The following is a 25,540-nucleotide window of genomic DNA, read 5'->3' as shown; positions in this document are numbered from 1 at the left end:
GACCGCCTTCACATACAATAGACCAAGCATATCTCCGGCCCGCCACCGCAGGAAGGATGACGGGCCGGACGATACTGCATGGCGCCGGGTTCTCCCGGCTGTGACACCGGAGGCAACGGGCGGCTGCCCAACGATTGCCTCCGGTTCCGAACGCTTACGCCGACTTCTTCTTGTCGTCGTCGACTTCCTCGAAGTCGGCATCGACCACGCCCGGCTCGTTCGGGGCGGCGCCCGCCGCACCGGCGGCACCGGCGCCGGGGGCCTCGCCCTGGCCGGCCTTGTACATGGCCTCGCCCAGCTTCATCGACACCTGGGCCAGCGCTTCGGTCTTCGCCTTCACGGCCTCCAGGTCGTCACCGCCCAGCACGGCCTTCAGCTCGGCGACGGCGGCCTCCGCGGCGGTCTTGTCGGCGGCGGGGATCTTGTCGCCGTTCTCCTTGATCGTCCGCTCGGTCGTGTGGATCAGCGCGTCCGCGTGGTTGCGGGCGTCCACCAGCTCGCGCCGCTTCTTGTCGTCGGCGGCGTGGGCCTCGGCGTCCTTCACCATCTTGTTGATGTCGGCGTCCGACAGGCCGCCCGACGCCTGGATGCGGATCTGCTGCTCCTTGCCGGTGGCCTTGTCCTTCGCCGTGACGCTGACGATGCCGTTGGCATCGATGTCGAAGGTCACCTCGACCTGCGGCACGCCGCGCGGGGCCGGCGGGATGCCGACGAGGTCGAACTGGCCGAGCAGCTTGTTGTCCGCGGCCATCTCGCGCTCGCCCTGGAAGACGCGGATGGTCACCGCGTTCTGGTTGTCCTCGGCGGTCGAGAAGGTCTGGGACTTCTTGGTCGGGATCGTGGTGTTGCGGTCGATCAGGCGGGTGAACACGCCGCCCAGCGTCTCGATGCCCAGCGACAGCGGGGTCACGTCGAGCAGCAGGACGTCCTTGACCTCGCCCTTCAGCACGCCGCCCTGGATGGCGGCGCCGATGGCGACCACCTCGTCCGGGTTCACGCCGCGGTGCGGTTCACGCCCGAAGAACTGCTTCACCGCCTCGATGACCTTGGGCATGCGGGTCATGCCGCCGACCAGGATCACCTCGTCGATCTCGTTGGCCTTCAGGCCGGCGTCGCGGAGCGCGGCCTTGCAGGGCTCGATCGTGCGCTGGACCAGCTCGTCCACCAGGGCTTCCAGCTTGGCGCGGGTCAGCTTGACGTTCAGGTGCTTCGGGCCGGACTGGTCGGCGGTGATGAAGGGCAGATTGACCTCGGTCTGCATGGCCGAGGACAGCTCGATCTTCGCCTTCTCCGCGGCTTCCTTCAGGCGCTGCAGGGCCAGACGGTCCTTGCGCAGGTCGATGCCCTGCTCCTTCTGGAACTCGTCGGCGAGGTAGTCGATGATGCGGGCGTCGAAGTCCTCACCGCCGAGGAAGGTGTCGCCGTTGGTCGACTTCACCTCGAACACGCCGTCGCCGATCTCCAGCACGGAGACGTCGAAGGTGCCGCCGCCCAGGTCGTACACGGCGATGGTGCCGGCGCCCTTCTTCTCCATGCCGTAGGCGAGCGCGGCCGCCGTCGGCTCGTTGATGATGCGCAGCACCTCAAGGCCGGCGATCTTGCCGGCGTCCTTGGTCGCCTGGCGCTGGCTGTCGTTGAAGTAGGCGGGGACGGTGATGACCGCCTGGGTCACCTTCTCGCCCAGATAGTTCTCCGCCGTCTCCTTCATCTTCTGCAGGATGAAGGCGCTGATCTGCGACGGGCTGTACTTCTTGCCGACGGCTTCCACCCAGGCGTCGCCGTTGTCGCCGGAGATGATCTTGTAGGGAACGAGGCCCTGGTCCTTCTTGGTCAGCGGATCGTCGTAGCGGCGGCCGATCAGACGCTTGATCGCGAAGAGGGTGTTCTCCGGGTTGGTCACCGCCTGACGCTTGGCCGGCTGGCCGACCAGACGCTCCGCGTTCTGCGCGAAGGCGACCATGGAGGGCGTGGTCCGCGTGCCTTCGGCGTTTTCGATCACCTTGGCGCTGGAGCCTTCCATGACAGCCACGCAGGAGTTCGTGGTGCCGAGGTCGATGCCAATGACTTTGCTCATGTTCAGCCTCTGTTGTTCGGCAGATGCGTGGCGGCCCGTATGGTCCGGCACCGCCGCGATCCCCTTGGGGTCGGTGGAACGGTTGGGTGGGATCACGTCTGTCGCCGGAGATATAGGCAGGTGCGTTTCGGGCTGCAACGCCCTGGTCATGCAGCCAACCGTCAAAAGGCCGAAAGGTGACGCGCACGCCGGGGCATATCGTCGCGCCCGCGGCTTCGCGCCGCAAGTGAATACCGGGGTATTCAAAAGCATAAGGCGTGCAAGGACGCCCCCTCACCCCACCAGGATGGCGGAAAGCGCTCTGTTACAGGACTTTAACACAAGCAAAACCCCCGCATTCCGGCCATGTTAACTTTTCATTAACAAGTAATGGTGTGCATTCATGCGCGCAATCAATTGCCGGTTGCCCTGTTTCTTTGTTGTCCCAAGATTCTAATAGTGGAGACACCAAGGAAATATGATATATCCATCGGTGGTAAGGGGGCCGCTCTTGTTCGCAGGCATGGCTTCCCGAAGCGGGACCGTGTGCAGTATTCCATGGGGGATCAAGATGATGGACGAACGGCGCGACATGGCTCTGGCCATCAAGTCCTGCCTCGACAGCCTTATGGACGACGCGACGAAGTGCGACCTGGACGATCTGGCGCGCTTCATCAGCCTGGCCGCCATGGCGGCGGAGGAGGCGGCCATGGCCTTCGATCCGAAGGCGGCGCAGTTGAAGGCCCTGATGTCCGGCGGCGCCGGTCACTGCTGACGGCCTCTTGCCGACGGGTTTGTCCGGTGCGGGAACACCGGACAAGAAAAAGCCGCCCTCGATGGGGCGGCTTTCCTGTTTCCGGGGCCTGTTTCCGGGGCCTGTAGCCTACAGGATTTCGGCGTCGCGGATGGCCCGGTCGAGAAGGGCCAGCGTGCCGGCGCAGGATTCGTCCCCGTCCATGACCATGGGCAGGCGGTAGCTGAACATGGCCGCCGCCGCCTTTCCGACCCGCTCCGCCCCGACCAGCCAGAGATAATGGGCGTCGGTCCGGCCATCCTCCTCCGTCACCATCACCGCCTGCGCCAGCACGCCGTCGTCGCCCCAGGGCTCCACGGTGCGGTCGCTGGCCCGCTGGTCGTCGGGGCGCACGAACCGCAGCGCCATCTCGCGCAGGACCGCCACGACGCCGTCCGGCCCGTCCTTCGGCGCCACCCGGTCGGTGACCAGCCGCAGCACGCCGCCCGCCGGCGCCGGCGGGTGGAAGGCCGCGACGGCGTGGCCCTCGTGCTCCTCCACGTCGGCGCGCCAGCCATCCGGCAGCCGGAACCGCACCAGCCCGTCCCATTCCACGCTGTGGCCCCCATCGTTGCCCACGCTGTTGTGGCCGTCCTGTCCACCCGTCACGGCATCCTCCCCCTCGTCCTGAACCGGCACTTTAGGCCGAAGCGTTTGCGAATCCAGCCTTGATCGCGGTCCGCCGAGCCACCATGGTCCGGCGATGATCGTTTCCGCCAGCTACAAGACGGACATTCCCGCCTTTTACGGGCGCTGGTTCCTCAACCGGCTGGAGGCCGGACACTGCCGCATGGTCAACCCCTACGGCGGCCAGACCCACCGCATCGGCCTGACCCGCGCGGAGGTGGACGGCTTCGTCTTCTGGACCAAGAATCTCGGCCCCTTCCTGCCGGCGCTGGACGAGGTGTCCGGGCGCGGCTTTCCCTTCGTGGTGCAGTACAGCGTCACCGGCCTGCCGGGTGCCCTGGAACGCTCCGTCCCCGAGGCGGACCGCGCGGTGGAGCACATGGCCCGGCTGCGCGGCCGCTGGGGGCCGCGCGCCGCCGTGTGGCGCTACGACCCCATCGTGACGGCAGACGCCACGCCGCCGTCCTGGCACCGCGAAACCTTCGCCCGGCTGGCCGGACGGCTGCGCGGCCTGACCGACGAGGCGGTGGTGTCCTTCCTCCAGCCCTACCGCAAGACGGCGCGCAACCTGGACGCCGCCGGTCTGCCCTGGCGCGATCCGGAGCCGGAGGAGAAGCGCGCCCTGCTGGCCGATCTGGCCGGCATCGCCGCGGAGCATGGCATGGCCCTGACGCTCTGCACCCAGCCGGAACTGGCCGGCGTTCCCGGCACGGCGCCGGCCCGCTGCGTGGACGCGCAACGCCTGTCCGACGTGGCCGGGCGACCGATCGGGGCGAGGAAGAAGGGCAACCGGCCCGGCTGCCTTTGCGCGGAAAGCCGGGACATCGGGGATTACGACACCTGCCCGCACGGCTGCGTCTATTGTTACGCCGTCGCCAGCCGCGCCACGGCGCAGCGGCGCTTTGCCGCCCACGATCCGGAGGGGGAGTTCCTGTTTCCGCGGGAACGGGCGGGGTGAATCACAAGGTGAATCACAAGGCATCACACGGATTGAGGAACGGATTTCACGGATTTTCCTGATGCGTGCCTCATTGCGGGCCGATCGGGGAACGACCACCCGGCAAGCTCAGAAAAAATCCGTGAAATCCGTGCGGAGTCTTGCCCGCCGTCTCAGCGGCTTCCCGGTTACGGGCAGACCTTCTTCACCGTCTCGACCAGCTTGTCCGGGTTGAAGGGCTTGACCAGCCAGCCGGTGGCCCCGGCCTCGCGGCCCGCGGTCTTCTTGGCGGGGTCCGCCTCGGTGGTCAGCAGCAGGACGGGGGTCGCGCGGTTCAGGGCGCTGCCGCGGATGGCGCGGGTCAGGGCCAGACCGTCCATGCCCGGCATGTTCAGATCGGTGATGATGCAGTCGAACTTCTGGCGGTTGACCTGGGCCAGACCGGCGGCGCCGTCCGCCGCTTCGGTGACGGCATAGCCGGCCTTCTGCAGCGTGAAGGCGACCATGTCGCGGATGGTCTTGGAGTCGTCGACGGTCAGAATGCTCTTGGGCACGGGTCCGGTTCCCTGAAAAAGCGGCAGCCTGAAACAGGCGGTTCGTTGTGCGCCGTGAAATTCCCCATTTCGAATAGGGGAACTGTCCGTTCGGCGCAAGTCCTTCGATATCTTAGGATCAACGGGCCGGTGCCGCCCATGGGAAAAGAACCGGGCGGATGGCCGGGGTGATAAAAGGCGGCGCGGCGAGCCATGCCGCCGCGCCGCCGCAAGACGTGCCGCTCAGGCGATGGACCGCCTGATCGCGGACCGAACGGTCAGGCTTTGGTATCGACGTGCTGGCCGCCCATTTCGTGAGGACCGGCCTTGGCGACGCCGACCATGGCTTCGCGCAGCAGGCGGCCATGGATGGTGTAGCCGGGCTGCAGCACCTGCACGACGGTGCCGGCGGGCTTGCCGGTGTTCTCGATCTCGAACATCACCTGATGGAAGTTCGGGTCGAACAGCTCGCCGGTCGGGTCGATCTTCTTGATGCCGGCGCGCTCGAAGGCGGCGAAAAGCTGGCGCTCCGTCGCCTCGACGCCGACGGCGAGGCCCTTCAGCCGCTCGTCGCCCTCGCGGCCCTCCGCCGGAACGGCCTCCAGCGCGCGGCGCAGGTTGTCGGCCACGGTCACCAGCTCCTTGGCGAAGCTGGACACGGCGAACTTGCTGGCGTCCTCGCGGTCGCGCTGGGCGCGGCGGCGGGTGTTCTCCACCTCCGCCATCTGACGCAGGAGTTGGTCCTTCAGGCTGGCGACCTCGGCCTCAAGCTGGGCCACGCGCTCCCCGGCACCGGCGGCGTCCGTGTCCTTGTCCTGGACGGCTTCGCTCTGTTCCACCTCGGCTTCGGCGGGCTTGTTCTGCTCTTCGCTCATGGCTCTCTCGTTGTCGTCTCGTGTGTCGTCTGAGTCTGATGGGGTCTGAGTCTGATGGGGTGGTCTGACGGATCGAAGCGTTGCCAAGCCGCCATCACCCGACAAGGCGGCTGATGACCTTGGCTGTATAATCCACAAGCGGGATGATGCGCGCATAATTGATGCGGGTCGGACCGATCACGCCGATGGCGCCGATCACCTGCTCGCGGCTGTTCTGGAACGGCGAGATGATCAGCGAACAGCCGGAATGGCCGAACAGCACATTTTCCGCCCCGATGAAGATCTGCACGCCGTCACCCTTCCCGGTGGCGTCGAGCAGGCGCAGCATGGTCTCCTTGGTCTCCAGCGCCTCGAACAGGGCGCGCACGCGCTCCAGGTCCGACAAGGCGGTGACGTCCTCCAGAAGCTTCGCCTGGCCGCGCACGATGAGCTGGCCGCTGTTCTGCCCGCTGCTGCCCGCCCAGGTGGCGAGGCCGGCGGAGACCACGCGCTGCGACAATTCGTCCAGCTCGGTCTTCTGGTCCTCGATCTCGCGCAGCACGGCCTGCCGCGCCTCGTCCAGCGTGCGGCCCACCAGCTTCGCGCTGAGGAAGTTGGACACCATCTGGAGCGTCGCGGCGGGCACCCCCACCGGCACCTCGATGACGCGGTTCTCGACCAGCCCGTCCTCGTTGACCAACACGACCAGCGCGCGGCCCGGGGCCAGCGAGACGAACTCGATGTGCTTCAGGGGCCGGTCGGTCTTCGGCGCCACCACCAGCCCGGCGCAGTGCGACAGGCCGGACAGCAGGGTGGACGCCTCGCCCAGCACGTCCTGCAGCGACCGCCCGGAGGAGGCGCATTTGGCCTCGATGGAGCCGCGCTCGTCCTCGCTCAGGCTGCCGATCTCCAGCAGGCCGTTGACGAACAGGCGCAGCCCCGCCTCGGTCGGGATGCGGCCCGCCGAGGTGTGGGGGGCGTAGAGCAGCCCCTGCTCCTCCAGGTCGGCCATGACGTTGCGGATGGTCGCGGGGGACAGGGCCATGCCGAGCCTGCGCGAGATGGTGCGCGAGCCCACCGGCTCGCCGGTCGCCACATAGGCGTCGACGATCAGCCGGAAGATCTCGCGGGACCGTTGGTTCAGCTCGGTGATCATGGCGGGGCGGGAACCGGGCACGAAGGTTGGGATAAGGTCGGGTTGCGGAAGCGGCGTCCCGAATTTAGGCAGGTGTCCCCGCCGAATCAACGTGCGCCCCGGTTGCGCGCTGGACGGCGGGGGCATCGGGCGCTAGCTTGCCCGCCGTTTTCAACAAAGCTGCGGATCATGCCCGATGCGTCCCTCCGGCCGCGCCCACGACCAGTTGCGCACCGTTTCCCTTGAGCCCCATTTCAGCAAGCACGCCGAGGGGTCCTGCCTGGTGCGTTTCGGCGACACGCACGTCCTGTGCACCGCCAGCGTGGACGAGGGCGTGCCGCGCTTCCTGAAGAACACGGGGCTCGGCTGGGTCACCGCCGAGTACGGCATGCTGCCGCGCTCCACCCACAGCCGCACCGACCGCGAGGCCGCCAAGGGCAAGCAGTCGGGCCGCACCCAGGAGATCCAGCGCCTGATCGGCCGCGCGCTGCGCGCCGTCACCGACCGCGCCGCCATGGGCGAGAAGCAGATCAAGATCGACTGCGACGTCCTCCAGGCCGACGGCGGCACCCGCACCGCGGCGATCACCGGCAGCTTCGTGGCGTTGCATCTGGCCTTCCAGCATCTGCTGTCGATCGGCGCCATCAAGACCATGCCGCTGACCGACCATGTGGCCGCCGTCTCCTGCGGCATCTACAAGAACGCCAGCGTGCTCGACCTCGACTACCCCGAGGATTCGACCGCCCAGGCCGACGCCAATTTCGTGCTGACCGGCCAGGGGGGCATCGTCGAAGTGCAGGGCACCGCCGAGGAGCGCCCCTTCACCGAGCCGCAGTTCATGGAGCTGCTGGCGCTCGCCCGCAAGGGCATCGACGAGCTGGTGGCCTTGCAGAAAGCGGCGATCGCGGTGAAGTAAGGGCGCGGTTTGCGCTTGCCCCCACCCTGACCCTCCCCTGCGACAGCGGGGGAGGGAGGAATCCGCGAAGCGGGAGGGTGGGGGCAAAGGTTTGAGACGGAAGGAACCCCCATGACCACCCTCCCCCGCCGCTTCACCGGCGGCACGCTGGTGATCGCCAGCCACAACAAGGGCAAGGTCCGCGAGATCGCGGAGCTGCTCGGCCCCTACGCCGCGTCCTTCGTGTCCGCGGGCGAGCTTGGACTGCCGGAGCCGGAGGAGACGGGGACGACCTTCGTCGCCAACGCCGAACTGAAGGCGCTGGCCGCCGCCGGGGCCGGCCATGTGGCGCTGGCCGACGACAGCGGGCTGGTGGTGCCGGCGCTGAACGGCGATCCCGGCATCTACTCCGCCCGCTGGGCCGGTCCCGCCAAGGACTTCCGGATGGCCATGGGCAAGGTGGAGGACGGCCTCAAGGACCAGGCCGACCGCAGCGCGTATTTCGTCTGCGCCCTGTCGCTCGCCTGGCCGGACGGCCATGTCGAGACGGTCGAGGGCCGCTGCACCGGCACGCTGGTCTGGCCGCCGCGCGGCGAACATGGTTTCGGTTACGATCCGATGTTTAAACCGGACGGCCACGACATCACATTCGGCGAGATGGACCCGGCTAAAAAGCATGAGATGAGCCACCGGGCCGACGCCTTCCGCCAGCTTGTGGAGCGATGCTTCAAATGACACCCGATCCCGGCTTCGGGATCTACATCCACTGGCCCTTCTGCAAGTCGAAGTGCCCCTACTGCGACTTCAACAGCCACGTCCGCGAGCGGATCGAGCACGACCGCTGGCGCGCCGCGCTGTTGCGGGAACTGGATCATTACGCAGACGCAACGTCCGGGCGTCGGGTCACCTCCGTCTTCTTCGGCGGCGGCACCCCGTCGCTGATGGAGCCGGCGACGGTCGGCGCCGTGCTGGAGCGCATCGCCGCCCGCTGGCCCATTGGAAGCGACAGGGGCGGCGATGACCTGGAAGTGTCTCTGGAGGCCAACCCGACCTCCGTGGAGGCGGACAAGTTCCGCGCCTTCCGCGCCGCCGGGGTGAACCGCCTGTCGATGGGCATCCAGGCGCTGGACGACACCGCGCTGAAGTTCCTGGGCCGCCAGCACAACGCGGCGGAGGCCACCGGCGCCATCGAACTGGCCGCGAAAACCTTCGACCGTTTCAGTTTCGATCTGATCTACGCCCGTCCCGGCCAATCCGTCGCGGCGTGGGAGGCGGAACTGACCCGCGCGCTGGACTACGCGGTCGGCCATCTGTCGGTCTACCAGTTGACCATCGAGGAGGGGACGGCCTTCTTCCCCCTGCACGCGCGGGGCGATCTGGTGCTGCCCGACGAGGATCTGGCCGGCGACCTGTACGAGGCGACGCAGAGCCTGCTCGACCGCGCCGGGCTGCCCGCCTACGAGATTTCCAACCACGCCCGCCCCGGCGAGGAGAGCCGCCACAACCTGACCTATTGGCGGTACGGCGATTATGTCGGAGTCGGTCCCGGCGCCCATGGCCGGCTGACGCTGGACGGCGAGAAGTTCGCCACCCGCGCCCACCGCGCCCCGGAAATCTGGCTGGAGCGGGTGGAGCGCGACGGCCACGGCGCCGCCACCCCCGAACCCGTCGCCCGCGAGGCCCGCGGGTCGGAACTTCTGATGATGGGGCTGCGCCTGCGCGAAGGGGTGTCCCGCGCCCGGCTGGCCGAGGAGACGGGCCGCGGCCTGGACGCGCTGGTCGATGCCGGGGCGCTGGACCGTCTGGTGAAGGGCGGTTTCCTGGAGGTGGACGAGGCCGCGATCCGCGCGACCCACGAGGGGCGGCAGCGGTTGAACGCCGTGCTGGCGGCCCTGCTGGCGTGAGAGTTGACGGTCTCGGCGCGAGGTCTTGTTTTTTGTCAGGGGGGCACGGATGCGGATCAGTCTGGTGGTGGCCGCCGCGCGCAACGGGGTGATCGGGCGGAACGGCACCCTGCCCTGGTCCCTGCCCGGCGACCTGACGCGCTTCAAGGAACTGACCTTGGGCAAGCCCATTTTGATGGGCCGCCGCACCTGGGACTCCCTGCCCCGCAAGCCCTTGCCGGGCCGCGACAATCTGGTGGTCAGCCGCAGCGTCCCGGCGGGGGAGCGGGACGGCGTGCGTTGGTTCGGCGGGATCGGCGCGGCGCTGGACTGGTGCCGGGCGCAGGGTGCGGCGGAAGCCTGCGTGATCGGCGGCGCCGACCTGTTCCGCGAGACGCTGCCGCTGGCCGACGCCATCCACCTGACCCGCGTGGAGCAGGAGGTGGAGGGCGACACGGTGATGCCGCCTCTGGGAGCCGAGTGGGTGGAAGCGGAACGCGGCCCGCTCCTCACCGAGAACGGGCTGCCCTACCGGTATGTGGACCTTGTGCGGCGCCCTGCCGGCGCTGGGATGTAGCCCCCTTTCCCGCTCCGGGAGAGGGAATTTTCAGTTCCCCTTGCTCTCGCGATGCCGGCGCTCGATGGCGTCCCACAGGGTGGCTTCCAGCGCCGAGCCGTCGAGGCGGTTGATCTCCTGGATGCCGGTGGGCGAGGTCACGTTGATCTCGGTCAGGTAATCGCCGATCACGTCGATGCCGACGAAGACCAGCCCCTTTTCCCGCAGCACCGGGCCGATGGCCTTGCAGATCTCCTGCTCGCGCGGGGTCAGCTCCGTCTTCTTCGCGCTGCCGCCGGCGTGGAAGTTGGCGCGGGCCTCGCCCTCCTGGGGCATGCGGCTGACGGCGCCGGCGGGCTCCCCGTCGATCAGGATGATGCGCTTGTCGCCCTGGCGGATGTCGGCCAAGTACTTCTGCACGATCACCGGCTCGCGGTAGAGCTGGGTGAACAGCTCCAGAAGCGAGCCCAGATTCTCGTCGTCCGGCTTCAGGTGGAAGACGCCGGCCCCGCCGTTGCCGAACAGCGGCTTGACGATGATGTCCTTGTGAAGCGCCCGGAATTCCAGCACGGCCTGCTTGTCGCTGGTGATCAGCGTCGGCGGCATCAGGTCGGGGAAATGGGTGACGAACAGCTTCTCCGGCGCGTTGCGCACCTCCGCCGGATCGTTCAGCACCAGCACCTTGGGCTGGATGTGCTCCAGCATGTGGGTGGCGGTGATGTAGGCCATGTCGAAGGGCGGGTCCTGGCGCATCAGCACCACGTCCATCGTGGACAGGTCCACGACCCGCGGCTCGCCCAGCGTGTAGTGGGCGCCCTTCTGCCGGACCACGGTCATCTCCCGCACGCGGGCGGTCAGGACGTTGCCGGTCAGGCTGAGGTCGCGCGGGTGGTAGTGGTAAAGTGTATGCCCGCGCTTCTGCGCTTCCAGCGCCATCATGAAGCTCGAGTCGGTGTCGATGTTGATGGACTCGATGGGGTCCATCTGGAAGGCGACGGCAAGGCTCATCCTGCGGATCTCCGAAACGGGCTTTGGGAAACGGGCTTTGGGTTGGTCAGTTCAGTCGGTTCTTGAGCTGCTGGATCAGCGCGGCGACCTGATGACGGTGCCGTTCGCTGCCGGTCAGCGTCAGGAAGGTTTCCAGCGCGGCGATGGCGGCGCCGACGTTGCCGGTATGGGCTTCCAGCAGGCCGGTCTCCCGCCACAGCGCCGCCTCGCCCGGCGCGAACAGCCGCATGGCCTCCAGCACCTCCAGCGCGCGGGGCACGTCGTGGGCGGAGAGGTGGCGCAGCTTGATGTTGTTCTGAAGCCGCAGCAGGACCTCGCGGTTGGACACCGGCTGGTAATGGCCGGGCTCCAGCTCCGCGGCGCTGCCGGCGGTGGCCTTCAGCAGGTCGCGCAGGTCCACGGCGGTGCGCACCTGCCCCTCGTTGAAGGGGTCGAGGATGGCGCGGGCGCCGTCGGCCTCCAGCCGCACCAGGAAATGGCCGGGGAAGTTCAGCCCCTGCATCGGCCAGCCCTGCGAGCGGGCGGCGTGCAGGAACAGGATGCCCAGCGCCACCGGCAGGCCGCGGCGGCGGTCGATCACGCGCAGCAGGTTGGCGTTCTGAAGGTCGTCGTAGGTGTCGTGATCCCCGGAATAGCCGTGCCGCTCCACGATGACCTCGTGCAGCCAGGCGATGCGGGCCTCCAGCCCGTCGGCCTCGGGCGAGACGCGCTCCGCCAGATCGTGGGCGATGTCGGCGAGGTGGCGGCGGTAATCGGCCAGAACGGCGCCCGGACTTTCCAGCACGCCCAGCGCCAGGGCGGCTTCGGCCAGATCGATGTCCTCGTCCGGCTGCAGCCCCACGCGGCGCAGGATCTCGCGGGCTTCGGCGCGGCTGGTCACGGGCGGCGTCCTTCCTCTGCTTCAGCCTTCGCGTCAGGCCCGCCACGCGTCCGGCACGTGGCGCGGCCAGGACCAAGGGGTAACGAGCATGACGTCGAAGCGCAAGACATAGCCCGCATACTGGGGGTTGGCCCCCAGATAGACGTGGGCGGCACGGGCGAGGCGGCCCCGCTGGCGGGCGTTGAGCGCCTCGTTCGCGGTGTCCCAGTCGCCGCGGGCCTTCACCTCGACGATGGCCAGAGTGTCGCCCCGCCGGGCCACGATGTCGATCTCCCCCATCGGGGTGCGCAGGCGGCTTTCCAGGATGCGGTAGCCCTTCAGCCGCAGCGCCAGCCGGCAGAGCTGCTCGGCGTAGCGGCCATAGCTCTCGGCCCGGCGGCGCAGCGCGTCCGGCGCGCTCATGGTTTCCCCTCCCGTGACAGCTCCAGCGCGCGGGCATAGACGGTGCGCTTGTTCTGGCCGGTGCGGGCGGCCACGTCGGCGGCGGCGTCGCGGACCGACAGGCGGGCCAGCGCGTCGCGCAGCAGGGCGTCCACGTCGGCCTCGGTCGGGGCCGCCTCCTCACCGGGCGGGCCGATCACCAGGACCACCTCGCCCTTCGGCGGGCCGGCCTCCGCGTAATGGGCGGCCAGCTCCGGCAGGGTGCCGCGCCGCACCTCCTCGTACAGCTTGGTCAGCTCCCGCGCCACCGCGGCCTCCCGCCCACCCAGGATGTCGGCGAGGTCGGCCAGCGACTCGGGCAGGCGCTGCGGCGACTCGAAGAAGACCAGCGTGGCCGGAACGCCCTTCAGTTCCCCGGCGGCGGCGCGCCGCGCGCTGCTCTTGTTGGGCAGGAAGCCGGCGAACAGGAAGCGGTCGGTCGGCAGGCCGGACAGCACCAGGGCGGCCAGCGGGGCGGAGGCGCCGGGCAGGGTGGTGACCTTCACCCCCTCCGCCACGCACTCCCGCACCAGCTTGTAGCCGGGGTCGGAAACCAGCGGCGTGCCGGCGTCGGTGACCAGCGCGATGGCCTCCCCCGCCTTCATGCGGCCGATCAGGACCGGGCGCATCTTCGCCGCGTTGTGTTCATGGTAGGAGACGAAGGGCGTGTGGATGCCGTGGATGCCCATCAGCTTCGCCGTCACCCGCGTGTCCTCGCAGGCGATGGCGTCGGCGCGGCGCAGCGTGTCGAGCGCGCGCAGCGTGATGTCGGCGGCGTTGCCGATGGGGGTGGCGACCACATAAAGGCCGGCGCCGAGTTTACTTGCGGCCTTCGGCTCGCTACCTTCAGCGTCACCAGAGACGCCGGGCCCGGAGACGGGCTCCGGCGCCGGACCGGATGTGGAGATCGTTGGTGGCACGCTTGACGACACCTTTCTCGCGCGCTTGGGGGCGGCAGGCTGCCGCCGCCCTGTTGGTCGTTGGCACGCTTTCGGCCTGCTCGACTGTAAAGGCCCCGGCGCCGCCGACTCAAGCGCCGCAAGCGCCGGTCAGCTCCGTTCCGGCGGCGCCGCAGACCATGAAGGTGGCGATTCTGCTGCCGCTGTCCGGCTCCAGCGCCGCCATCGGGCAGGCCATGCTGGAATCGGCGCAGATGGCGCTGTTCGATCTGGCCGGCGACCGGTTCGAGCTGCTGCCCCGCGACACCAAGGGCACGCCCTCCGGTGCCGCCGACGCGGCGCGGCAGGCCATCGCGGAAGGGGCGAGCCTGATCCTCGGCCCGCTGTTCGCCGCCGACGTGGCGGCGGTGAAGCCGGTCGCCCAGACCGCCGGCGTGGACGTGCTGGCCTTCACCAACGACTGGACCCAGGCCGGCAACGGCACCTATGTGCTGGGCTTCGTCCCCGCCGATCAGGTGAGCCGCGTGGTCGGCTTCGCCCGGTCGCGGGGTGCGACGCGCTACGTCGCTCTGGCCCCGCGCACCGCCTACGGCGACGCCGTGGTCAACGCGGTGCAGGCCGCCTCGCGCCAGTTCGGCGGTCAGGTGGCGCAGGTGGAGCGCTACGACCCGGCGGTGACCGACCTCGCCCAGCCGGCGCGGCAGGTGACCCAGGCCGGCGTGCAGCCGCAGGCGGTCATGCTGGCCGAAGGCGGGCCGCGCGCCCAGGGTCTGGCGGCGGCGCTGGCCGCCAACGGCCTGAACACCCAGCAGGTGAAGCTGCTCGGCACCGGCCTGTGGGATGAACCCGGCCTGGGCCAGGAACCCGCCCTGGCCGGCGCCTGGTTCGCCGCCCCGGCGCCGCAGGCCCGCGCCGACTTCGAGGCGCGCTTCGAGAAGACCTATGGGCGCAAGCCGCCGCGCATCGCCACCCTGTCCTACGACGCGACGGCCATCGCCGCGGTGCTGGCCAAGATGCCCGGCCCGGCGGGCCGCTTCGACCGCGCGGCGTTGAACAACCCCAACGGCTTCGAAGGCATCGACGGCCTGTTCCGCCTGCGCGCCGACGGCGTGGTGGAGCGCGGTCTGGCGGTGCTGGAGGTCACCCCCACCGGCCCCCGTGTGCTCGACCCCGCCCCGTCCAGTTTCGAACTGCTGGGGCAGTGACGGCAAAGTCCTGAGCTGTAAGGGGTTTTAACCACGAAGACACAAAGGGCACGAAGGATTTCACGAAGAACTTTGTGTCTTTGTGTCCTTCGTGCCTTTGTGGTGACTCGCGACCCTACCCGTGCTGCTTCGCCAGACGGCGGGCGTTGGCGCGGACGGTGCGGTAGGCCGGGGTCATGCCCGCGTGGGTCAGCGCCGTGACCGACTCCACCATGTAGAGCGCGGCGTGAATGCCGGCCTCCACCGACTCGGTGACGGTGCGGCGCTGCAACTCCACGAGATCGGCGGGCGTGCGGCACTGGCCGAGGCCGCTCACCATCACCATGGCGGCCTGAAGCTGGCCCTGCGCGAGGGTCATCCAGGCCTGCTGCATTTCCCCGATGCCCTTGGCGACGGCGTGGGTGGCCTCCACCATCGCCTCCACCTTCTCGGAGCCCATGCGGACGAATTCCGGGTTGGCGAGGTCGATGGGGTTGTTCAGGGCCGCCGCCATCATCGCGGTGCGGTAGCCGATGGTCTGCGCTGCCGCCACGCCCATCTCGCCGGTCTTGACGCCGGTCCGGGTCAGATCGCCCGCCACCGCCAGGATGCGTTGCGTCGGTTCGCCGTTGCCGGCCTTGCGTCTCGCCATTCCTTGCACCTCACCAAAAAACCGTGACCCGGACGCCAACGCTGCACTGCAGCATTTGGTTCCGGGTCCGAGTCTTTACAGGGAAGCGAGCGCGCGGTCGAGATCTTCCACGATGTCCTGGGCGTCCTCCAGCCCAACGGACAGGCGCAGCAGGTTCGGCGTGATGTTCGCCGCCGCCTTTTCCTCGGGCGTCAGCTTGGCGTGGGTGGTGGTGTCGGGGTGGGTGACGAGGCTCTTCGAGTCGCCCAGATTGTTGGAGATCATCACCATCCGAAGGTCGTTCAGGGCGGCGAACGCCTCCTGCTTGCCGCCTTTCAGGAAGATCGACAGCATGGTGCCGCCGCCGGTCATCTGGCTGCGGACGAGATCGTGCTGCGGGTGGCTGGGCAGGCCCGGATAGAGCACCCGCTCCACCTTCGCGTGGCCTTCCAGGAACTCCGCCACCGTCAGGGCGGACGCGCTCTGGGCCGACACGCGCAGCTCCAGCGTCTCCAGCCCCTTCAGCAGCAGCCAGGCGTTGAAGGGGGAGATGGTCGGTCCGGTGTGGCGCAAGTAGGGGTGGATCACCTCCGCCCCGTACTGCTTGTCGTTGGTCAGGATGATGCCGCCCAGACAGCGCCCCTGGCCGTCGATGTGCTTGGTCGCCGAATAGACGACGACGTCGGCGCCCATCTCGAACGGGCGCTGCAGCACCGGCGTGGCGAAGGCGTTGTCCACCACCACCTTGGCCCCGGCCTTGTGGGCCAGCTCGCTGACCGCGCGCAGGTCCACGACCTCCAGCCCCGGATTGCTGGGGGTTTCCAGGAAGACCGCCTTGGTGGGCTTGGACAGCGCCTCCTCCCACTGGGACAGGTCGGTGCCGTCGACGAAGACCGCCTCCACGCCGAAGCGGGCCGACAGCTCCTTGATGACCCAGTAGCAGGAAATGAACAGCGAGCGCGGCGCCACGATGCGGTCGCCGGTGCGCAGGTTCGACCACAGGGCGGCGTGCACCGCGGCCATGCCGCTGGTGGTGGCGTAGGCCCAGGCGGCACCCTCGTACTCGCACAGCCGGTCCTCGAACATCGCCGTGGTCGGGTTGCGGAAGCGCGAGTAGACGTGGCGGGCGCCGTCGTTGGCGAAGGCGTGCTCCGCCTCCTCCGCCGAGCCGTAGACGAAACCGGAGGTCTGGTAGAGCGCCTCGCAGGTCTCGTCGAAGGACGAGCGGCGGACGCCGCCATGGACCAGACGGGAGCGCGGGCGAAGCCCCGCGACGTTCGGATTGCGATGATCGGTGCGCGCCATGGCCGCTTGTGACTCCTCTGTCCGCCGGCGGGGCAGACCGGCCAAACAAAAAACGCCCCGACCGATCGGGTCGAGGCGCGGACGCGGCTCGGACCTTTTTAGCGGGTTGTTTTACGTGGCCCGCAAGCCGGTCGACCAAATCACCACGTGATCCCGCTTTTAGGACCGGTGCGCCGCGCCGTCAAGGGGCAAAGGAACCGTGACAAAAAGGCGCGGCCTGCGTCAACATCGCGCAGGAGCGGGCACGACGGCCCGCTTGCCCACCGGTGGCCCGCACCGGATCATGGCCCACGGGAGACAGGAAAGGGTGCAGCCGTGCAGTATCGCAAGGAGAACGAACGGCACTTCGCCCGTCTGGTGCTGACCGGGCGCTTCACCGGCCAGGACGCCGACCCCGTGCGTCAGGCCATCGCCGACGTGAAGGGCGGGCCGGAGCGCCGCCATCTCCTCGACCTGACGGGGCTGGACTTCATCGACAGCGCCGGCATCGGCATGATGCTGGTGATGAACGGAGAGGCCGCGTCGGCGGGCAAGGTCCTGTCGCTGCTGTGTGCGCCCGGCCATGTGGGGAAGGTCGTCGAGCTGACCCGCATCGGCATGATCATCCCCGTGTACGACACGGTGGCGGACTACATCGCCGCCAGCGTGCCCGAAGCGTTGCTGGCCGCCACCCATCCCTGCGCCCCCGGCGAGGACCCGATGGCCGTCGCCGCCCGCGCGCTGCACGCGGCCCCGATTCTTCCGGCCCCAAATCTTCCCCCAAATCTTCCATTGGGCGTCCCGGAACGGACCGGCGCTTCCGGATAGGCGGCTCGCAGCACGGAACCGCGCTTCCCATCTGTCATCCCGGACGAGTCCATTCCACGGTGGGGGAGGCACAGAATGGTTCATCTGCGCAGATCGCTGGAATCCGAAGCGTCCAAGGCCGCCGAGCGGGAAGGCCGGTCGCTCGACCAGTTCGTGAACGAGGCGGTGGAGGAAAAGCTGCGCCACGCGCAGCGCCACGTCACCCCCATCCACGACCGCGGCGCCCCGATGGAGGAAGACGCGGCGGAACGGGCTTGAGCCCGGCCATGGGATGGGATTGCAGCGGCTGTGGTTCGGCGCTATATTTCCCGCACCAGTGGTCAATAGACGACACCTCCGGTACCGCGCGCTTCGGACGGTTTGTATGGCCGAACGGGCGTGCACACGAAAAGAGGGGCGGCGTTGCCGCGCCGCCCCTCCGTCGTCTGGCTTACAGCACGGCGACGACCAGCGCGAGGATCGCGACGACCGTCTGTATGACCGTGCAGATCACCAGGACCTTACCAGGGGTCAATAAACACACCCCCTTCCCGCCGCTTGGATGACAGCGCCCATCCTCAGCGGGACGGGACGCTGCGGCGGCGGTTTTTCATACAATAGCGTGTGACGCTTCGCAAATATTCCCGTTTAACGCATCATGCCGCGCAGCCGGTACAACTCCTCCAGAGCCTGGCGCGGAGTCAGGCTGTCGGGGTCGATGGACTTCAACGCCTCCTCCACCCGTGACGGTTCCGGGGCGGCGGCGGGCGCCGCTGCGGGGGCCGGGCGCTTCAGCGCGGCGCTGAACAGCGGCAGATCCTCGGCCAGACGGTGGATGGCGGCGTTCTGGTCGCCCGATTCCAGGATGGTCAGCACCTCCTCCGCGCGGCCCACCACGGCGCCGGGCAGGCCCGCCAGCTTCGCCACATGGATGCCGTAGCTGCGGTCCGCCGCCCCCGCCGTCACCTCGTGCAGGAACACCACGTCGCCCTGCCATTCCTTGATGCGCATGGTGTGGCAGGACAGGCCCGGCAGCTTGCCGGCCAGCATGGTCAGCTCGTGGTAATGGGTGGCGAACAGCGCGCGGCAGCGATTGACGTCGTGCAGGTGCTCCACGCAGGCCCAGGCGATGGACAGGCCGTCGAAGGTCGCCGTGCCGCGCCCGATCTCGTCCAGGATGACCAGCGCGCGGTCGCCGGACTGGTTCAGGATGGCCGCGGTCTCGACCATCTCCACCATGAAGGTGGAACGTCCCCGCGCCAGATCGTCGGCGGCACCGACACGGCTGTAGAGCCGGTCCACCACCCCGATGTGCGCGCTGTCCGCCGGCACGAAACCGCCCATCTGGGCCAGCACGGCGATCAGCGCGTTCTGGCGCAGGAAGGTGGATTTACCCGCCATGTTCGGGCCGGTCAGCAGCCACAGCCGGTTGTCCGGAGCGAGGTCGCAGTCGTTGGCGACGAAGGGTCCCGCGTTGCCGGCGTCCAGCACCGCCTCCACCACCGGGTGCCGCCCGCCCTTGATCGAGAAGGCGAGGCTGCCGTCCACCACGGGCCGGTTGTAGCGCCGCTCCGCGGCCAGTTCGGCCAACGAGGTGGCGACGTCCAGCGCGGCCAGCGCGTGCGCCGCCTGGGCGATGACGTCGGCGCGGCTGGTCACCTCCTCCACGAGGTCGTTGAACAGCTCCAGCTCCACGGCCAGCGCCTTGTCGGCGGCTTCGGAGATGCGGCGCTCCAGGTCCGACAGCTCGACCGTGCCGAAGCGCACGGCGTTCGCCATGGTCTGGCGGTGCATGAAGACCTCGCGCCCCTTCTCGGACATCAGCTTGTCCGCGTGGGTCGCCGTCACCTCGATGTGGTAGCCGAGCACGTTGTTGTGCTTGATCTTCAGCGCCGGCACCCCGGCGATCCCGGCGTATTTGACCTGAAGCCCGGCGATCAGCCGCCGGCTCTCGTCGCGCAGCGTCACCAGCTCGTCCAGCGCGTAGGAATAGTCCCGCGCGATGAAGCCGCCGTCGCGGGCCAGCAGCGGCAGCTCCGGCGCCAGCGCCTGGGTCAGTTGCTGGACCAGCTCGCCGTGCTCGCCCAGCCCCTTCGCCACGGCGACCAGCCCGTCGGGCAGCGGGCCGCCGGGATGGCCGTTCAGCAGCAGGCGGATGGCCGAGGCCTGGACCAGCCCGTCGCGCACCGACGCCAGATCGCGCGGCCCGCCGCGCCCCAGCGTCAGGCGGGACAGGGCGCGCTCCAGGTCCGGGCAGCGGCGCAGCGTCTCGCGCAGGTCGGCGCGCAGCCGCTCCTCGTTCAACGCGAACTCCACCATGTCCAGCCGCTTGGCGATGGCGGCGGGGTTGGTCAGCGGGGCCGAGAGCTGGGCGGCCAGCAGCCGCGCCCCCGCCCCGGTCACCGTGCGGTCGATGGTGGCGAGCAGGCTGCCCCGCCGCTCCCCCGTCAGGGTGCGGGTCAGCTCCAGGTTGCGGCGGGTCGCCGCGTCGATCTCCATCACGGCACCGGGGCCGAGCCGGCGCGGCGGCGACAGGCGCGGCACGCGGCCCTTCTGGGTCAGCTCCACATAGGCGACCAGCGCGCCCGCCGCCGCGACCTCGGCGCGGGAGAATTGCCCGTAGGCGTCCAGCGTGCCGACGCCGTAGAGGGCGAGCAGCCGCTGCCGCCCGTTCTCGCTGTCGAAGCGCGGGGTCGGCTGCACGGTCAGGCGCGGCTTCCATTCCCCCCACAGCTCGTACAGGTCCGGGCTCTGGCACAGCTTCTCGGAGACCAGCACCTCCTGCGGGTCGAGGCGGCCGAGCGCCGCCCCCAGCCCGGCGCGCTCCACCGGCTGCACGACCAGCTCGCCGGTGGACAGCTCCAGCCAGGCGAGGCCGAGCCCGCCCGCCGCCTCCGCCACCGCGGCCAGCCAGTTGGAAGCGCGGGAATCGAGCAGGCTGTCCTCGGTCAGCGTTCCGGGGGTGACGATGCGGATGACGCCGCGCTTCACCACCGATTTGCTGCCGCGCTTCTTGGCCTCCGCCGGGTCCTCCATCTGCTCGCAGATGGCGACGCGGAAGCCCTGGCGGATCAGGCGCTGAAGGTAGGATTCATGGCTGTGGACCGGGACGCCGCACATGGGGATGTCCTCGCCCAGATGCTGGCCGCGCTTGGTCAGCGCGATGTCCAGCGCGCGGGCGGCGTTCACCGCGTCCTCGAAGAACATCTCGTAGAAGTCGCCCATCCGGTAGAACAACAGGCAGTCGGGATGGGCCTGCTTGATCTCCAGATACTGCGCCATCATCGGGGTGGCATCGGGCGGAATGATGGGGGGCGGGATGATGGCGGGCGGTATGGCGGCGGGCGCGTCGGACACGGGACTTCAACCGGTTGCGTTGTGGCGGGCAAAGGCAGGCGGGCACCCTAGCACGCCCGCTCTGGTGCCGCGATGACCGCTTCGCTAGACTGTTCGGTGCCCGTAGAACGTGCAAGCCGAAGCTGGGAAGGAGACCGCCGTGACGCAAGCGCCCGAGAACACCCCAGAGAACGCCGGTGGCCCGAACGCCAGCGGCCAGGACACCGTCGGCGAGGTGCGCGAGGTCGTCGCCCTGTTCAAGACCCGCGAGGCGTTCGACAAGGCTGTGGCCGCCCTTCTGGATGCCGGTTTCGACCGCGACGACCTGTCGGTGCTGGCCAGCCACACCTCGCTGGAGGCCGCGGACCAGCGCCCGCAGACCCCGACCGACGAGGCGCTGACCGGGCTGGTGGGCGAGATGAAATACGCCTTTCCCCTGACCACCGCCGGGCTTCTCGCCATCGTCGGCGGCCCGATCGCCGCCCCGCTGGCGGCCATCGTCGCCGCCGGGCTGGGCGGCGTCGCCATCAAGGATTACCTGGACGAGCTGACCAGCCACCCCGACACCGACGAGTTCAGCCGCGCGCTGGAGGCCGGAGGCGTCATCCTGTGGGTGCGCACCGCCGAGGTGGAGGACGAGGTGGAGGCCGCGGAGATCCTGGAACGCAACGGCGGCGCCAACATCCACCTGTCGGTGCGGGAAGAGTAAACCCCCAGGCAGCCGTTCAGGCGGCGCAGGCCCGCCATTCGCCTCCGCCGCCCACCACGGACAGGCCGCGCAGGCGGAACTGCGCCCGCACCACCACGGCCCAGCCCTTGCGGATCAGGGCGATCTTGTCGGCGTCGGTGGCCCGGGCGTCCGTCGCGGTGCCGCAGATCTCGAACAGAAGCGCGTCGCCGATGCAGCCGGGGCACAGGGCCAGCGCGTGCACCAGCCAGGCCATCAGTTCGGCGGGGGTGTGACGCGGAAGGCCCCGTTCCGCCAGGGTCAGGGCGTTGCCGAGATTCGCCAGTTCCCGCCGTACCGTTTCGGAATTCGGAATCATCGGTGGCCTCCCTCGCGCGTGTCTCACTGGCAACTCCCTACCCCTTTGGAATGGAGCGTGTCAGTGACGGCCGTCACAGCGGCGCTCCCGGCCGGATCATGCAGCAAACAGACGGCAGCCTCTTTCGGTCTGCCGCGTGCGAATTATCGTCTTTCCCGTTATAGTCGGAACGCCGCACGGTTCGTCGCACCCCTCGCATCCCTGGGAAGGCTCACGTTTTGCCGATGCTCTCCACCCGCGCCGCCTCCGCCGACGCCGCCGACCCTTCCGACGCCGGCGCCGCCAACATCCCCAACAAGCGCGCCATCCTGTCCCGGCGCAAGCTGGCGGAGGACCTGGAAACGCTGGTGACGGAGCATGGGACCGGCGACAAGCTGCGCCCCGCCCTGATCGCCCGGCTGCGCGGCGCGCTGAACGACGGGCGGGCGGAGGTGCGCGCCCGGTTCGAGGCCAAGGGATCGGGCGAGGACTGCGTGCGGCAGAACTGCTACCTCGCCGACGGGGTAGTGCGCTCGCTGGCCGACCTGACGGTCACCCACATCTTCCCCTCGCCCAACCCGACCTCCGGCGAGGTGTTCGACATCGTGGCCACCGGCGGCTATGGCCGGGGCGAGCTGGCGCCCTTCTCCGACATCGACCTGCTGTTCCTTCTGCCCTACAAGCGCACCCCGCGGGTGGAGCAGGTGGTGGAGTACATGCTCTACATCCTGTGGGACCTGGGGCTGAAGGTCGGCCATGCGGTGCGCAGCGTGGACGACTGCATCCGCCAGTCCAAGGCCGACGTCACCATCCGCACCGCCATCCTGGAGGCGCGCTACCTCTGGGGTCCGCGCAAGCTGTTCACCGAACTGCGCCGCCGCTTCGACCGCGAGGTGGTGGCCGGCACCGGGCCGGAGTTCGTCGAGGCCAAGCTGGCCGAGCGCGACAACCGCCACCAGAAGCTGGGCGACAGCCGTTACGTGCTGGAACCCAACCTGAAGGACGGCAAGGGCGGCCTGCGCGACCTGCAAACCCTGTTCTGGATCGCCAAGTACCTGTACCGGGTCGAGGACGTGGACGATCTGGTCGGCAAGAAGGTGCTTCTGCCGGAGGAGGCGCAGCGCTTCGCCAAGGCGCAGAACTTCCTGTGGACCGCGCGCTGCCACCTGCACTACCTGACCGGGCGCATGGAGGACCGGCTGACCTTCGACGTGCAGACGTCGATCGGCACCCGCATGGGCTACACCGACCACGCCGGGACCAAGGGCGTGGAACGCTTCATGAAGCACTACTTCCTGGTCGCCAAGGACGTGGGCGACCTGACCCGCATCTTCTGCGCGGCGCTGGAGGCGGAATCGAAGCGCCCGCCCAAGTTCAACATCCTGCGTCTGGCGGCGCTGGCCCGCCGCAAGGACGTGGACGGCTTCGTGGTGGACGGCGAGCGGCTGAACGTCCGCAACGACCGCCAGTTCAAGGACGAGCCGCTGGACATGATCCGGCTGTTCCACACCGCCCAGCAGAACGACATCGACATCCACCCCAACGCGCTGCGCGCCATCACGCGCTCGCTGTCGGTGGTGGGGCCGAAGCTGCGCGCGGACCCGGAGGCCAACCGGCTGTTCCTGGAGATCCTGACCGGCCAGAAGGACCCCGAGATCACGCTGCGCCGCATGAACGAGGCCGGGGTGCTGGCCCGCTTCATCCCCGACTTCGGGCGGGTGGTGGCGCAGATGCAGTACGACATGTACCACGTCTACACGGTGGACGAGCACACGCTGTTCGCGCTGGGCATCCTGCACAAGATCGGGACGGGCGAGCTGCTGAACGAGCTGCCGCTGTCGTCGGAGGTGATCCACAAGGTGGTGTCGCGGCGCGCGCTCTACGTCGCCGTGCTGCTGCACGACATCGCCAAGGGCCGCGGCGGCGACCATTCCGTGCTGGGCGCGCGGGTGGCGGAGAAGCTGTGCCCGCGGCTCGGCCTGACGGCGGAGGAGACGGAGACGGTCGCCTGGCTGGTGCGCTGGCACCTCGCCATGTCCTACACCGCCTTCAAGCGCGACCTGGAGGACGACAAGACGGTGCGGGACTTCGTGTCGCTCGTCCAGTCGCCGGAGCGGCTGCGCCTGCTGCTGGTGCTGACCGTGGCGGACATCCGGGCGGTCGGGCCGCAGCGCTGGAACAACTGGAAGGCCACGCTGCTGCGCGAGCTTTACAACCGGTCGGAGGAGGTGATGTCCGGCGGCCTGTCGGTCGAAGGGCGCGGGCGCCGCATCCAGGCCGCCCAGGCGGCGCTGCGGGCCGAGCTGACCGACTTCGACGACGCCGATTTCGAGCAGCACATCGCGCTGGGCTACCCGGCCTACTGGCTGGCCTTCGACGCCGAGACGCTGGGCCGGCAGGCCCGGCTGGTCCGCGAGGCGCTGCGCGACGAGCGCCCGCTGACCGTCAACACGCGCATCGACCGCGGGCGGGCGATCACCGAGGTGACGATCTTCGCCACCGACCACCACGGCCTGTTCTCCCGTCTGGCCGGGGCGCTGGCGGCGGCGGGGGCGGACATCGTGGACGCCCGCATCTTCACCATGACCAACGGCATGGCGCTGGACGTCTTCACCGTTCAGGATGCGGCGGGCGGCGGCGCCTTCGAGAGCGGCGACAAGCTCGCCAAGCTGTCGGTGATGATCGAGAAGGTGCTGTCCGGCCAGTTGAAGCCGCTGCACGAGCTGACCAAGCGCAAGGCCCCGCACGCCAGCCGCACCCGCGTCTTCCACGTGCCGCCGCGCGTGCTGATCGACAACAACGCCTCCACCACCCACACGGTGATCGAGGTGAACGGGCGCGACCGCCCCGGCCTGCTGTACGACCTGACCCGCGCGCTGACCAACCTGACCCTGCAAATCTCGTCGGCGAAGATCTCCACCTACGGCGAGAAGGCCATCGACGTCTTCTATGTGAAGGACGTTTTCGGCCTGAAGGTCACCCACGAGAGCAAGCTGGCCCAGATCCGCGAACGGCTGCTGCACGCTCTGGCCGATCCGGCGGGGTGACGACGGCTGTCCGGCCCCGGCCCCCCCGGTTCAGGACAGCCGATCTTCCACCCAGCCGTCGATCGCTTCGGCGGCCAACCCCGCCAGCACGCCCGTCGCCACGCCCGCCGCACAGTCGGACGCCCAGTGCCGTTCGGTGGCGAGGCTCGACCAGCCCACCGCCGCGGCGAAGCCCAGGCTGACCATGGTGGCCGGGGAAAGGCCGCGGTTCAGCCCGACCGCCGTGGTCAGCGCCGCCACGTTGATGGCGTGGCCGGACGGGAAGGAGGCGTGTTTGCCGTCGGCCTTGCCCCAGCGGCGGGGGTCGCGGCCCTGGTTCGGCCGGGCGCGGCAGACGACGCGCTTGATCCCCTTGCCGGCCACCGTCCCCAGCGCGATGGCCAGCAGCCCCTGCCGGGCGAGGCGCGACCAGCCCGGCTTCTCCCAGCCCAGCCCGGCGGCCCACAGCGCCCCCAGCGCCGGCATCAGCACCATGCGGGAGCTGGGCACCTGAAGCCCGTCGCGCAGGGCCGGCACCTCCGCGCCCAGGGCGACGGCCTTGCGGTGGGCGGTGCCGTCCAGTCCGTTCACGCCGTCCAGCACGCGGTCCGTGAAACGCTCGTCGCTCATGTCGCGGGTCTCCCGATGCAGGCCCCGTGATTGCGGGGGCCAAGCGTCAACAGCCGCGCTGCCGTTCCGTGCCCACACGGTCCCGCAAGGCAGGGGTGCCGCCTTGGCAATCGCCGACCGTTCACGCGATCAGCGCAATGCAAC

General features: G+C 69.3%; 25 protein-coding genes and 1 riboswitch. Of the genes, 11 read left to right on the top strand and 14 right to left on the bottom strand.

Annotation, left to right across the window (positions count from 1 at the left end; translation table 11 throughout):
• Positions 1–154: 154 nt before the first annotated feature.
• Positions 155–2,224 carry a molecular chaperone DnaK gene (gene dnaK, locus QSG27_RS03025; protein ID WP_306703669.1) on the bottom strand — a complete coding sequence of 690 codons (2,070 nt, stop codon included), beginning with the start codon at positions 2,222–2,224 and terminating at the stop codon, positions 155–157.
• A gap of 400 nt (positions 2,225–2,624) precedes the next feature.
• On the opposite strand from dnaK, the gene QSG27_RS03020 reads away from it, so the two are divergent.
• Positions 2,625–2,828, top strand: a complete 204-nt coding sequence (locus tag QSG27_RS03020) for a hypothetical protein (RefSeq protein ID WP_035670647.1) — start codon at positions 2,625–2,627, stop codon at positions 2,826–2,828.
• 108 nt (positions 2,829–2,936) lie between these two features.
• Here QSG27_RS03020 and QSG27_RS03015 read toward each other — a convergent pair whose 3' ends face one another.
• Positions 2,937–3,455: a hypothetical protein gene (locus QSG27_RS03015; RefSeq protein ID WP_306703668.1), complete on the bottom strand. Its 519-nt coding sequence runs from the start codon at positions 3,453–3,455 to the stop codon at positions 2,937–2,939.
• A 94-nt stretch (positions 3,456–3,549) separates the two neighbouring features.
• On the opposite strand from QSG27_RS03015, the gene QSG27_RS03010 reads away from it, so the two are divergent.
• Complete coding sequence (locus QSG27_RS03010) at positions 3,550–4,431, top strand: DUF1848 domain-containing protein (protein WP_306703667.1); 882 nt, start codon at positions 3,550–3,552, stop codon at positions 4,429–4,431.
• Positions 4,432–4,598: 167 nt separating this feature from the next.
• Here QSG27_RS03010 and QSG27_RS03005 read toward each other — a convergent pair whose 3' ends face one another.
• From QSG27_RS03005 to hrcA, 3 genes are all read right to left on the bottom strand, one after another.
• Positions 4,599–4,964 (bottom strand): response regulator, encoded by a 366-nt coding sequence (locus tag QSG27_RS03005; protein WP_306703666.1) that lies wholly within the window; start codon positions 4,962–4,964, stop codon positions 4,599–4,601.
• 257 nt (positions 4,965–5,221) lie between these two features.
• On the bottom strand, positions 5,222–5,905 hold the full coding sequence (gene grpE, locus QSG27_RS03000) for a nucleotide exchange factor GrpE (RefSeq protein ID WP_407653173.1): 684 nt from the start codon (positions 5,903–5,905) through the stop codon (positions 5,222–5,224).
• 7 nt (positions 5,906–5,912) lie between these two features.
• Positions 5,913–6,953: a heat-inducible transcriptional repressor HrcA gene (gene hrcA / locus QSG27_RS02995; protein WP_145623246.1), complete on the bottom strand. Its 1,041-nt coding sequence runs from the start codon at positions 6,951–6,953 to the stop codon at positions 5,913–5,915.
• 175 nt (positions 6,954–7,128) lie between these two features.
• On the opposite strand from hrcA, the gene rph reads away from it, so the two are divergent.
• The 4 genes from rph to QSG27_RS02975 all read left to right on the top strand — a co-directional run bounded on the left by rph (position 7,129) and on the right by QSG27_RS02975 (position 10,287).
• Positions 7,129–7,848 (top strand): ribonuclease PH, encoded by a 720-nt coding sequence (rph, locus tag QSG27_RS02990; RefSeq protein ID WP_306703664.1) that lies wholly within the window; start codon positions 7,129–7,131, stop codon positions 7,846–7,848.
• A gap of 111 nt (positions 7,849–7,959) precedes the next feature.
• Positions 7,960–8,562, top strand: coding sequence for an RdgB/HAM1 family non-canonical purine NTP pyrophosphatase (gene rdgB / locus QSG27_RS02985; RefSeq protein WP_306703663.1), 603 nt, complete (start codon positions 7,960–7,962; stop codon positions 8,560–8,562).
• Entirely contained in the window at positions 8,559–9,731 is a 1,173-nt protein-coding gene (gene hemW, locus QSG27_RS02980; protein ID WP_306703662.1) for a radical SAM family heme chaperone HemW, read from the top strand. The genes rdgB and hemW overlap by 4 nt, the downstream gene beginning before the upstream one ends.
• A 49-nt stretch (positions 9,732–9,780) precedes the next feature.
• Positions 9,781–10,287, top strand: a complete 507-nt coding sequence (locus QSG27_RS02975; protein ID WP_306703661.1) for a dihydrofolate reductase — start codon at positions 9,781–9,783, stop codon at positions 10,285–10,287.
• A gap of 30 nt (positions 10,288–10,317) precedes the next feature.
• Here the strand turns inward: QSG27_RS02975 and gshB are convergent, their stop codons facing one another.
• From gshB to rsmI, 4 genes are read right to left on the bottom strand one after another with little or no spacing between them, the layout of a single operon-like run.
• Positions 10,318–11,274, bottom strand: coding sequence for a glutathione synthase (gshB, locus tag QSG27_RS02970; RefSeq protein WP_306703660.1), 957 nt, complete (start codon positions 11,272–11,274; stop codon positions 10,318–10,320).
• Between the two features lie 46 nt (positions 11,275–11,320).
• Positions 11,321–12,154, bottom strand: coding sequence for a SirB1 family protein (locus QSG27_RS02965; protein WP_306703659.1), 834 nt, complete (start codon positions 12,152–12,154; stop codon positions 11,321–11,323).
• 33 nt (positions 12,155–12,187) lie between these two features.
• The gene (locus QSG27_RS02960; RefSeq protein WP_306703658.1) at positions 12,188–12,556 is read right to left on the bottom strand and encodes a YraN family protein; all 369 of its coding nucleotides are present in this window, start codon (positions 12,554–12,556) and stop codon (positions 12,188–12,190) included.
• A complete protein-coding gene (rsmI, locus tag QSG27_RS02955) occupies positions 12,553–13,494 on the bottom strand; it encodes a 16S rRNA (cytidine(1402)-2'-O)-methyltransferase (protein ID WP_407653172.1) in 942 nt (313 codons plus the stop codon). Before rsmI ends, QSG27_RS02960 begins: the two co-directional genes overlap by 4 nt.
• Before the next feature lie 158 nt (positions 13,495–13,652).
• Here rsmI and QSG27_RS02950 point away from each other — a divergent pair, with 158 nt between their 5' ends.
• Entirely contained in the window at positions 13,653–14,678 is a 1,026-nt protein-coding gene (locus tag QSG27_RS02950) for a penicillin-binding protein activator (protein ID WP_306703656.1), read from the top strand.
• 115 nt (positions 14,679–14,793) lie between these two features.
• Here QSG27_RS02950 and QSG27_RS02945 read toward each other — a convergent pair whose 3' ends face one another.
• On the bottom strand, positions 14,794–15,309 hold the full coding sequence (locus QSG27_RS02945) for a phasin family protein (protein ID WP_306703655.1): 516 nt from the start codon (positions 15,307–15,309) through the stop codon (positions 14,794–14,796).
• 75 nt (positions 15,310–15,384) lie between these two features.
• Positions 15,385–16,593 (bottom strand): O-succinylhomoserine sulfhydrylase, encoded by a 1,209-nt coding sequence (gene metZ, locus QSG27_RS02940; RefSeq protein ID WP_306703654.1) that lies wholly within the window; start codon positions 16,591–16,593, stop codon positions 15,385–15,387.
• Positions 16,594–16,670: 77 nt separating this feature from the next.
• A riboswitch (SAM riboswitch) is annotated at positions 16,671–16,750 on the bottom strand.
• Positions 16,751–16,908: 158 nt separating this feature from the next.
• Between metZ and QSG27_RS02935 the strand changes: the two genes are divergently transcribed.
• Positions 16,909–17,400, top strand: a complete 492-nt coding sequence (locus tag QSG27_RS02935; protein WP_306703653.1) for an STAS domain-containing protein — start codon at positions 16,909–16,911, stop codon at positions 17,398–17,400.
• Positions 17,401–17,475: 75 nt separating this feature from the next.
• Positions 17,476–17,658, top strand: coding sequence for a hypothetical protein (locus QSG27_RS02930; RefSeq protein ID WP_306703652.1), 183 nt, complete (start codon positions 17,476–17,478; stop codon positions 17,656–17,658).
• Positions 17,659–18,027: 369 nt separating this feature from the next.
• Here the strand turns inward: QSG27_RS02930 and mutS are convergent, their stop codons facing one another.
• Entirely contained in the window at positions 18,028–20,664 is a 2,637-nt protein-coding gene (gene mutS / locus QSG27_RS02925; protein ID WP_306703682.1) for a DNA mismatch repair protein MutS, read from the bottom strand.
• A 211-nt stretch (positions 20,665–20,875) separates the two neighbouring features.
• On the opposite strand from mutS, the gene QSG27_RS02920 reads away from it, so the two are divergent.
• Positions 20,876–21,424, top strand: a complete 549-nt coding sequence (locus QSG27_RS02920) for a vWA domain-containing protein (protein ID WP_306703651.1) — start codon at positions 20,876–20,878, stop codon at positions 21,422–21,424.
• 16 nt (positions 21,425–21,440) lie between these two features.
• Here the strand turns inward: QSG27_RS02920 and QSG27_RS02915 are convergent, their stop codons facing one another.
• Positions 21,441–21,761, bottom strand: coding sequence for a hypothetical protein (locus tag QSG27_RS02915; RefSeq protein WP_306703650.1), 321 nt, complete (start codon positions 21,759–21,761; stop codon positions 21,441–21,443).
• A 224-nt stretch (positions 21,762–21,985) separates the two neighbouring features.
• On the opposite strand from QSG27_RS02915, the gene QSG27_RS02910 reads away from it, so the two are divergent.
• Positions 21,986–24,787 carry a [protein-PII] uridylyltransferase gene (locus QSG27_RS02910; RefSeq protein WP_306703681.1) on the top strand — a complete coding sequence of 934 codons (2,802 nt, stop codon included), beginning with the start codon at positions 21,986–21,988 and terminating at the stop codon, positions 24,785–24,787.
• 30 nt (positions 24,788–24,817) lie between these two features.
• Here the strand turns inward: QSG27_RS02910 and QSG27_RS02905 are convergent, their stop codons facing one another.
• A complete protein-coding gene (locus QSG27_RS02905) occupies positions 24,818–25,396 on the bottom strand; it encodes a phosphatase PAP2 family protein (RefSeq protein ID WP_306703649.1) in 579 nt (192 codons plus the stop codon).
• Positions 25,397–25,540: the final 144 nt, after the last annotated feature.

The organism is Azospirillum isscasi, assembly GCF_030849505.1.
Taxonomy (GTDB): Bacteria; Pseudomonadota; Alphaproteobacteria; order Azospirillales; family Azospirillaceae; genus Azospirillum; species Azospirillum isscasi.
The sequence above is the reverse complement of the archived record's forward strand: the minus strand, read 5'-3'. Positions and strand labels throughout refer to the sequence as shown.

Bases quoted from the DNA above. Each gene is read 5' to 3' on its own strand.
- dnaK (WP_306703669.1), bottom strand. From the start codon at position 2,224: ATGACCAGGGCGTTGCAGCCCGAAACGCACCTGCCTATATCTCCGGCG.
- QSG27_RS03020 (WP_035670647.1), top strand. From the start codon at position 2,625: ATGATGGACGAACGGCGCGACATGGCTCTGGCCATCAAGTCCTGCCTC.
- QSG27_RS03010 (WP_306703667.1), top strand. From the start codon at position 3,550: ATGATCGTTTCCGCCAGCTACAAGACGGACATTCCCGCCTTTTACGGG.
- hrcA (WP_145623246.1), bottom strand. From the start codon at position 6,953: ATGATCACCGAGCTGAACCAACGGTCCCGCGAGATCTTCCGGCTGATC.
- rph (WP_306703664.1), top strand. From the start codon at position 7,129: ATGCGTCCCTCCGGCCGCGCCCACGACCAGTTGCGCACCGTTTCCCTT.
- rdgB (WP_306703663.1), top strand. From the start codon at position 7,960: ATGACCACCCTCCCCCGCCGCTTCACCGGCGGCACGCTGGTGATCGCC.
- hemW (WP_306703662.1), top strand. From the start codon at position 8,559: ATGACACCCGATCCCGGCTTCGGGATCTACATCCACTGGCCCTTCTGC.
- QSG27_RS02975 (WP_306703661.1), top strand. From the start codon at position 9,781: ATGCGGATCAGTCTGGTGGTGGCCGCCGCGCGCAACGGGGTGATCGGG.
- gshB (WP_306703660.1), bottom strand. From the start codon at position 11,274: ATGAGCCTTGCCGTCGCCTTCCAGATGGACCCCATCGAGTCCATCAAC.
- QSG27_RS02960 (WP_306703658.1), bottom strand. From the start codon at position 12,556: ATGAGCGCGCCGGACGCGCTGCGCCGCCGGGCCGAGAGCTATGGCCGC.
- QSG27_RS02950 (WP_306703656.1), top strand. From the start codon at position 13,653: ATGAAGGTGGCGATTCTGCTGCCGCTGTCCGGCTCCAGCGCCGCCATC.
- QSG27_RS02945 (WP_306703655.1), bottom strand. From the start codon at position 15,309: ATGGCGAGACGCAAGGCCGGCAACGGCGAACCGACGCAACGCATCCTG.
- metZ (WP_306703654.1), bottom strand. From the start codon at position 16,593: ATGGCGCGCACCGATCATCGCAATCCGAACGTCGCGGGGCTTCGCCCG.
- QSG27_RS02930 (WP_306703652.1), top strand. From the start codon at position 17,476: ATGGTTCATCTGCGCAGATCGCTGGAATCCGAAGCGTCCAAGGCCGCC.
- mutS (WP_306703682.1), bottom strand. From the start codon at position 20,664: ATGATGGCGCAGTATCTGGAGATCAAGCAGGCCCATCCCGACTGCCTG.
- QSG27_RS02915 (WP_306703650.1), bottom strand. From the start codon at position 21,761: ATGATTCCGAATTCCGAAACGGTACGGCGGGAACTGGCGAATCTCGGC.
- QSG27_RS02910 (WP_306703681.1), top strand. From the start codon at position 21,986: ATGCTCTCCACCCGCGCCGCCTCCGCCGACGCCGCCGACCCTTCCGAC.
- QSG27_RS02905 (WP_306703649.1), bottom strand. From the start codon at position 25,396: ATGAGCGACGAGCGTTTCACGGACCGCGTGCTGGACGGCGTGAACGGA.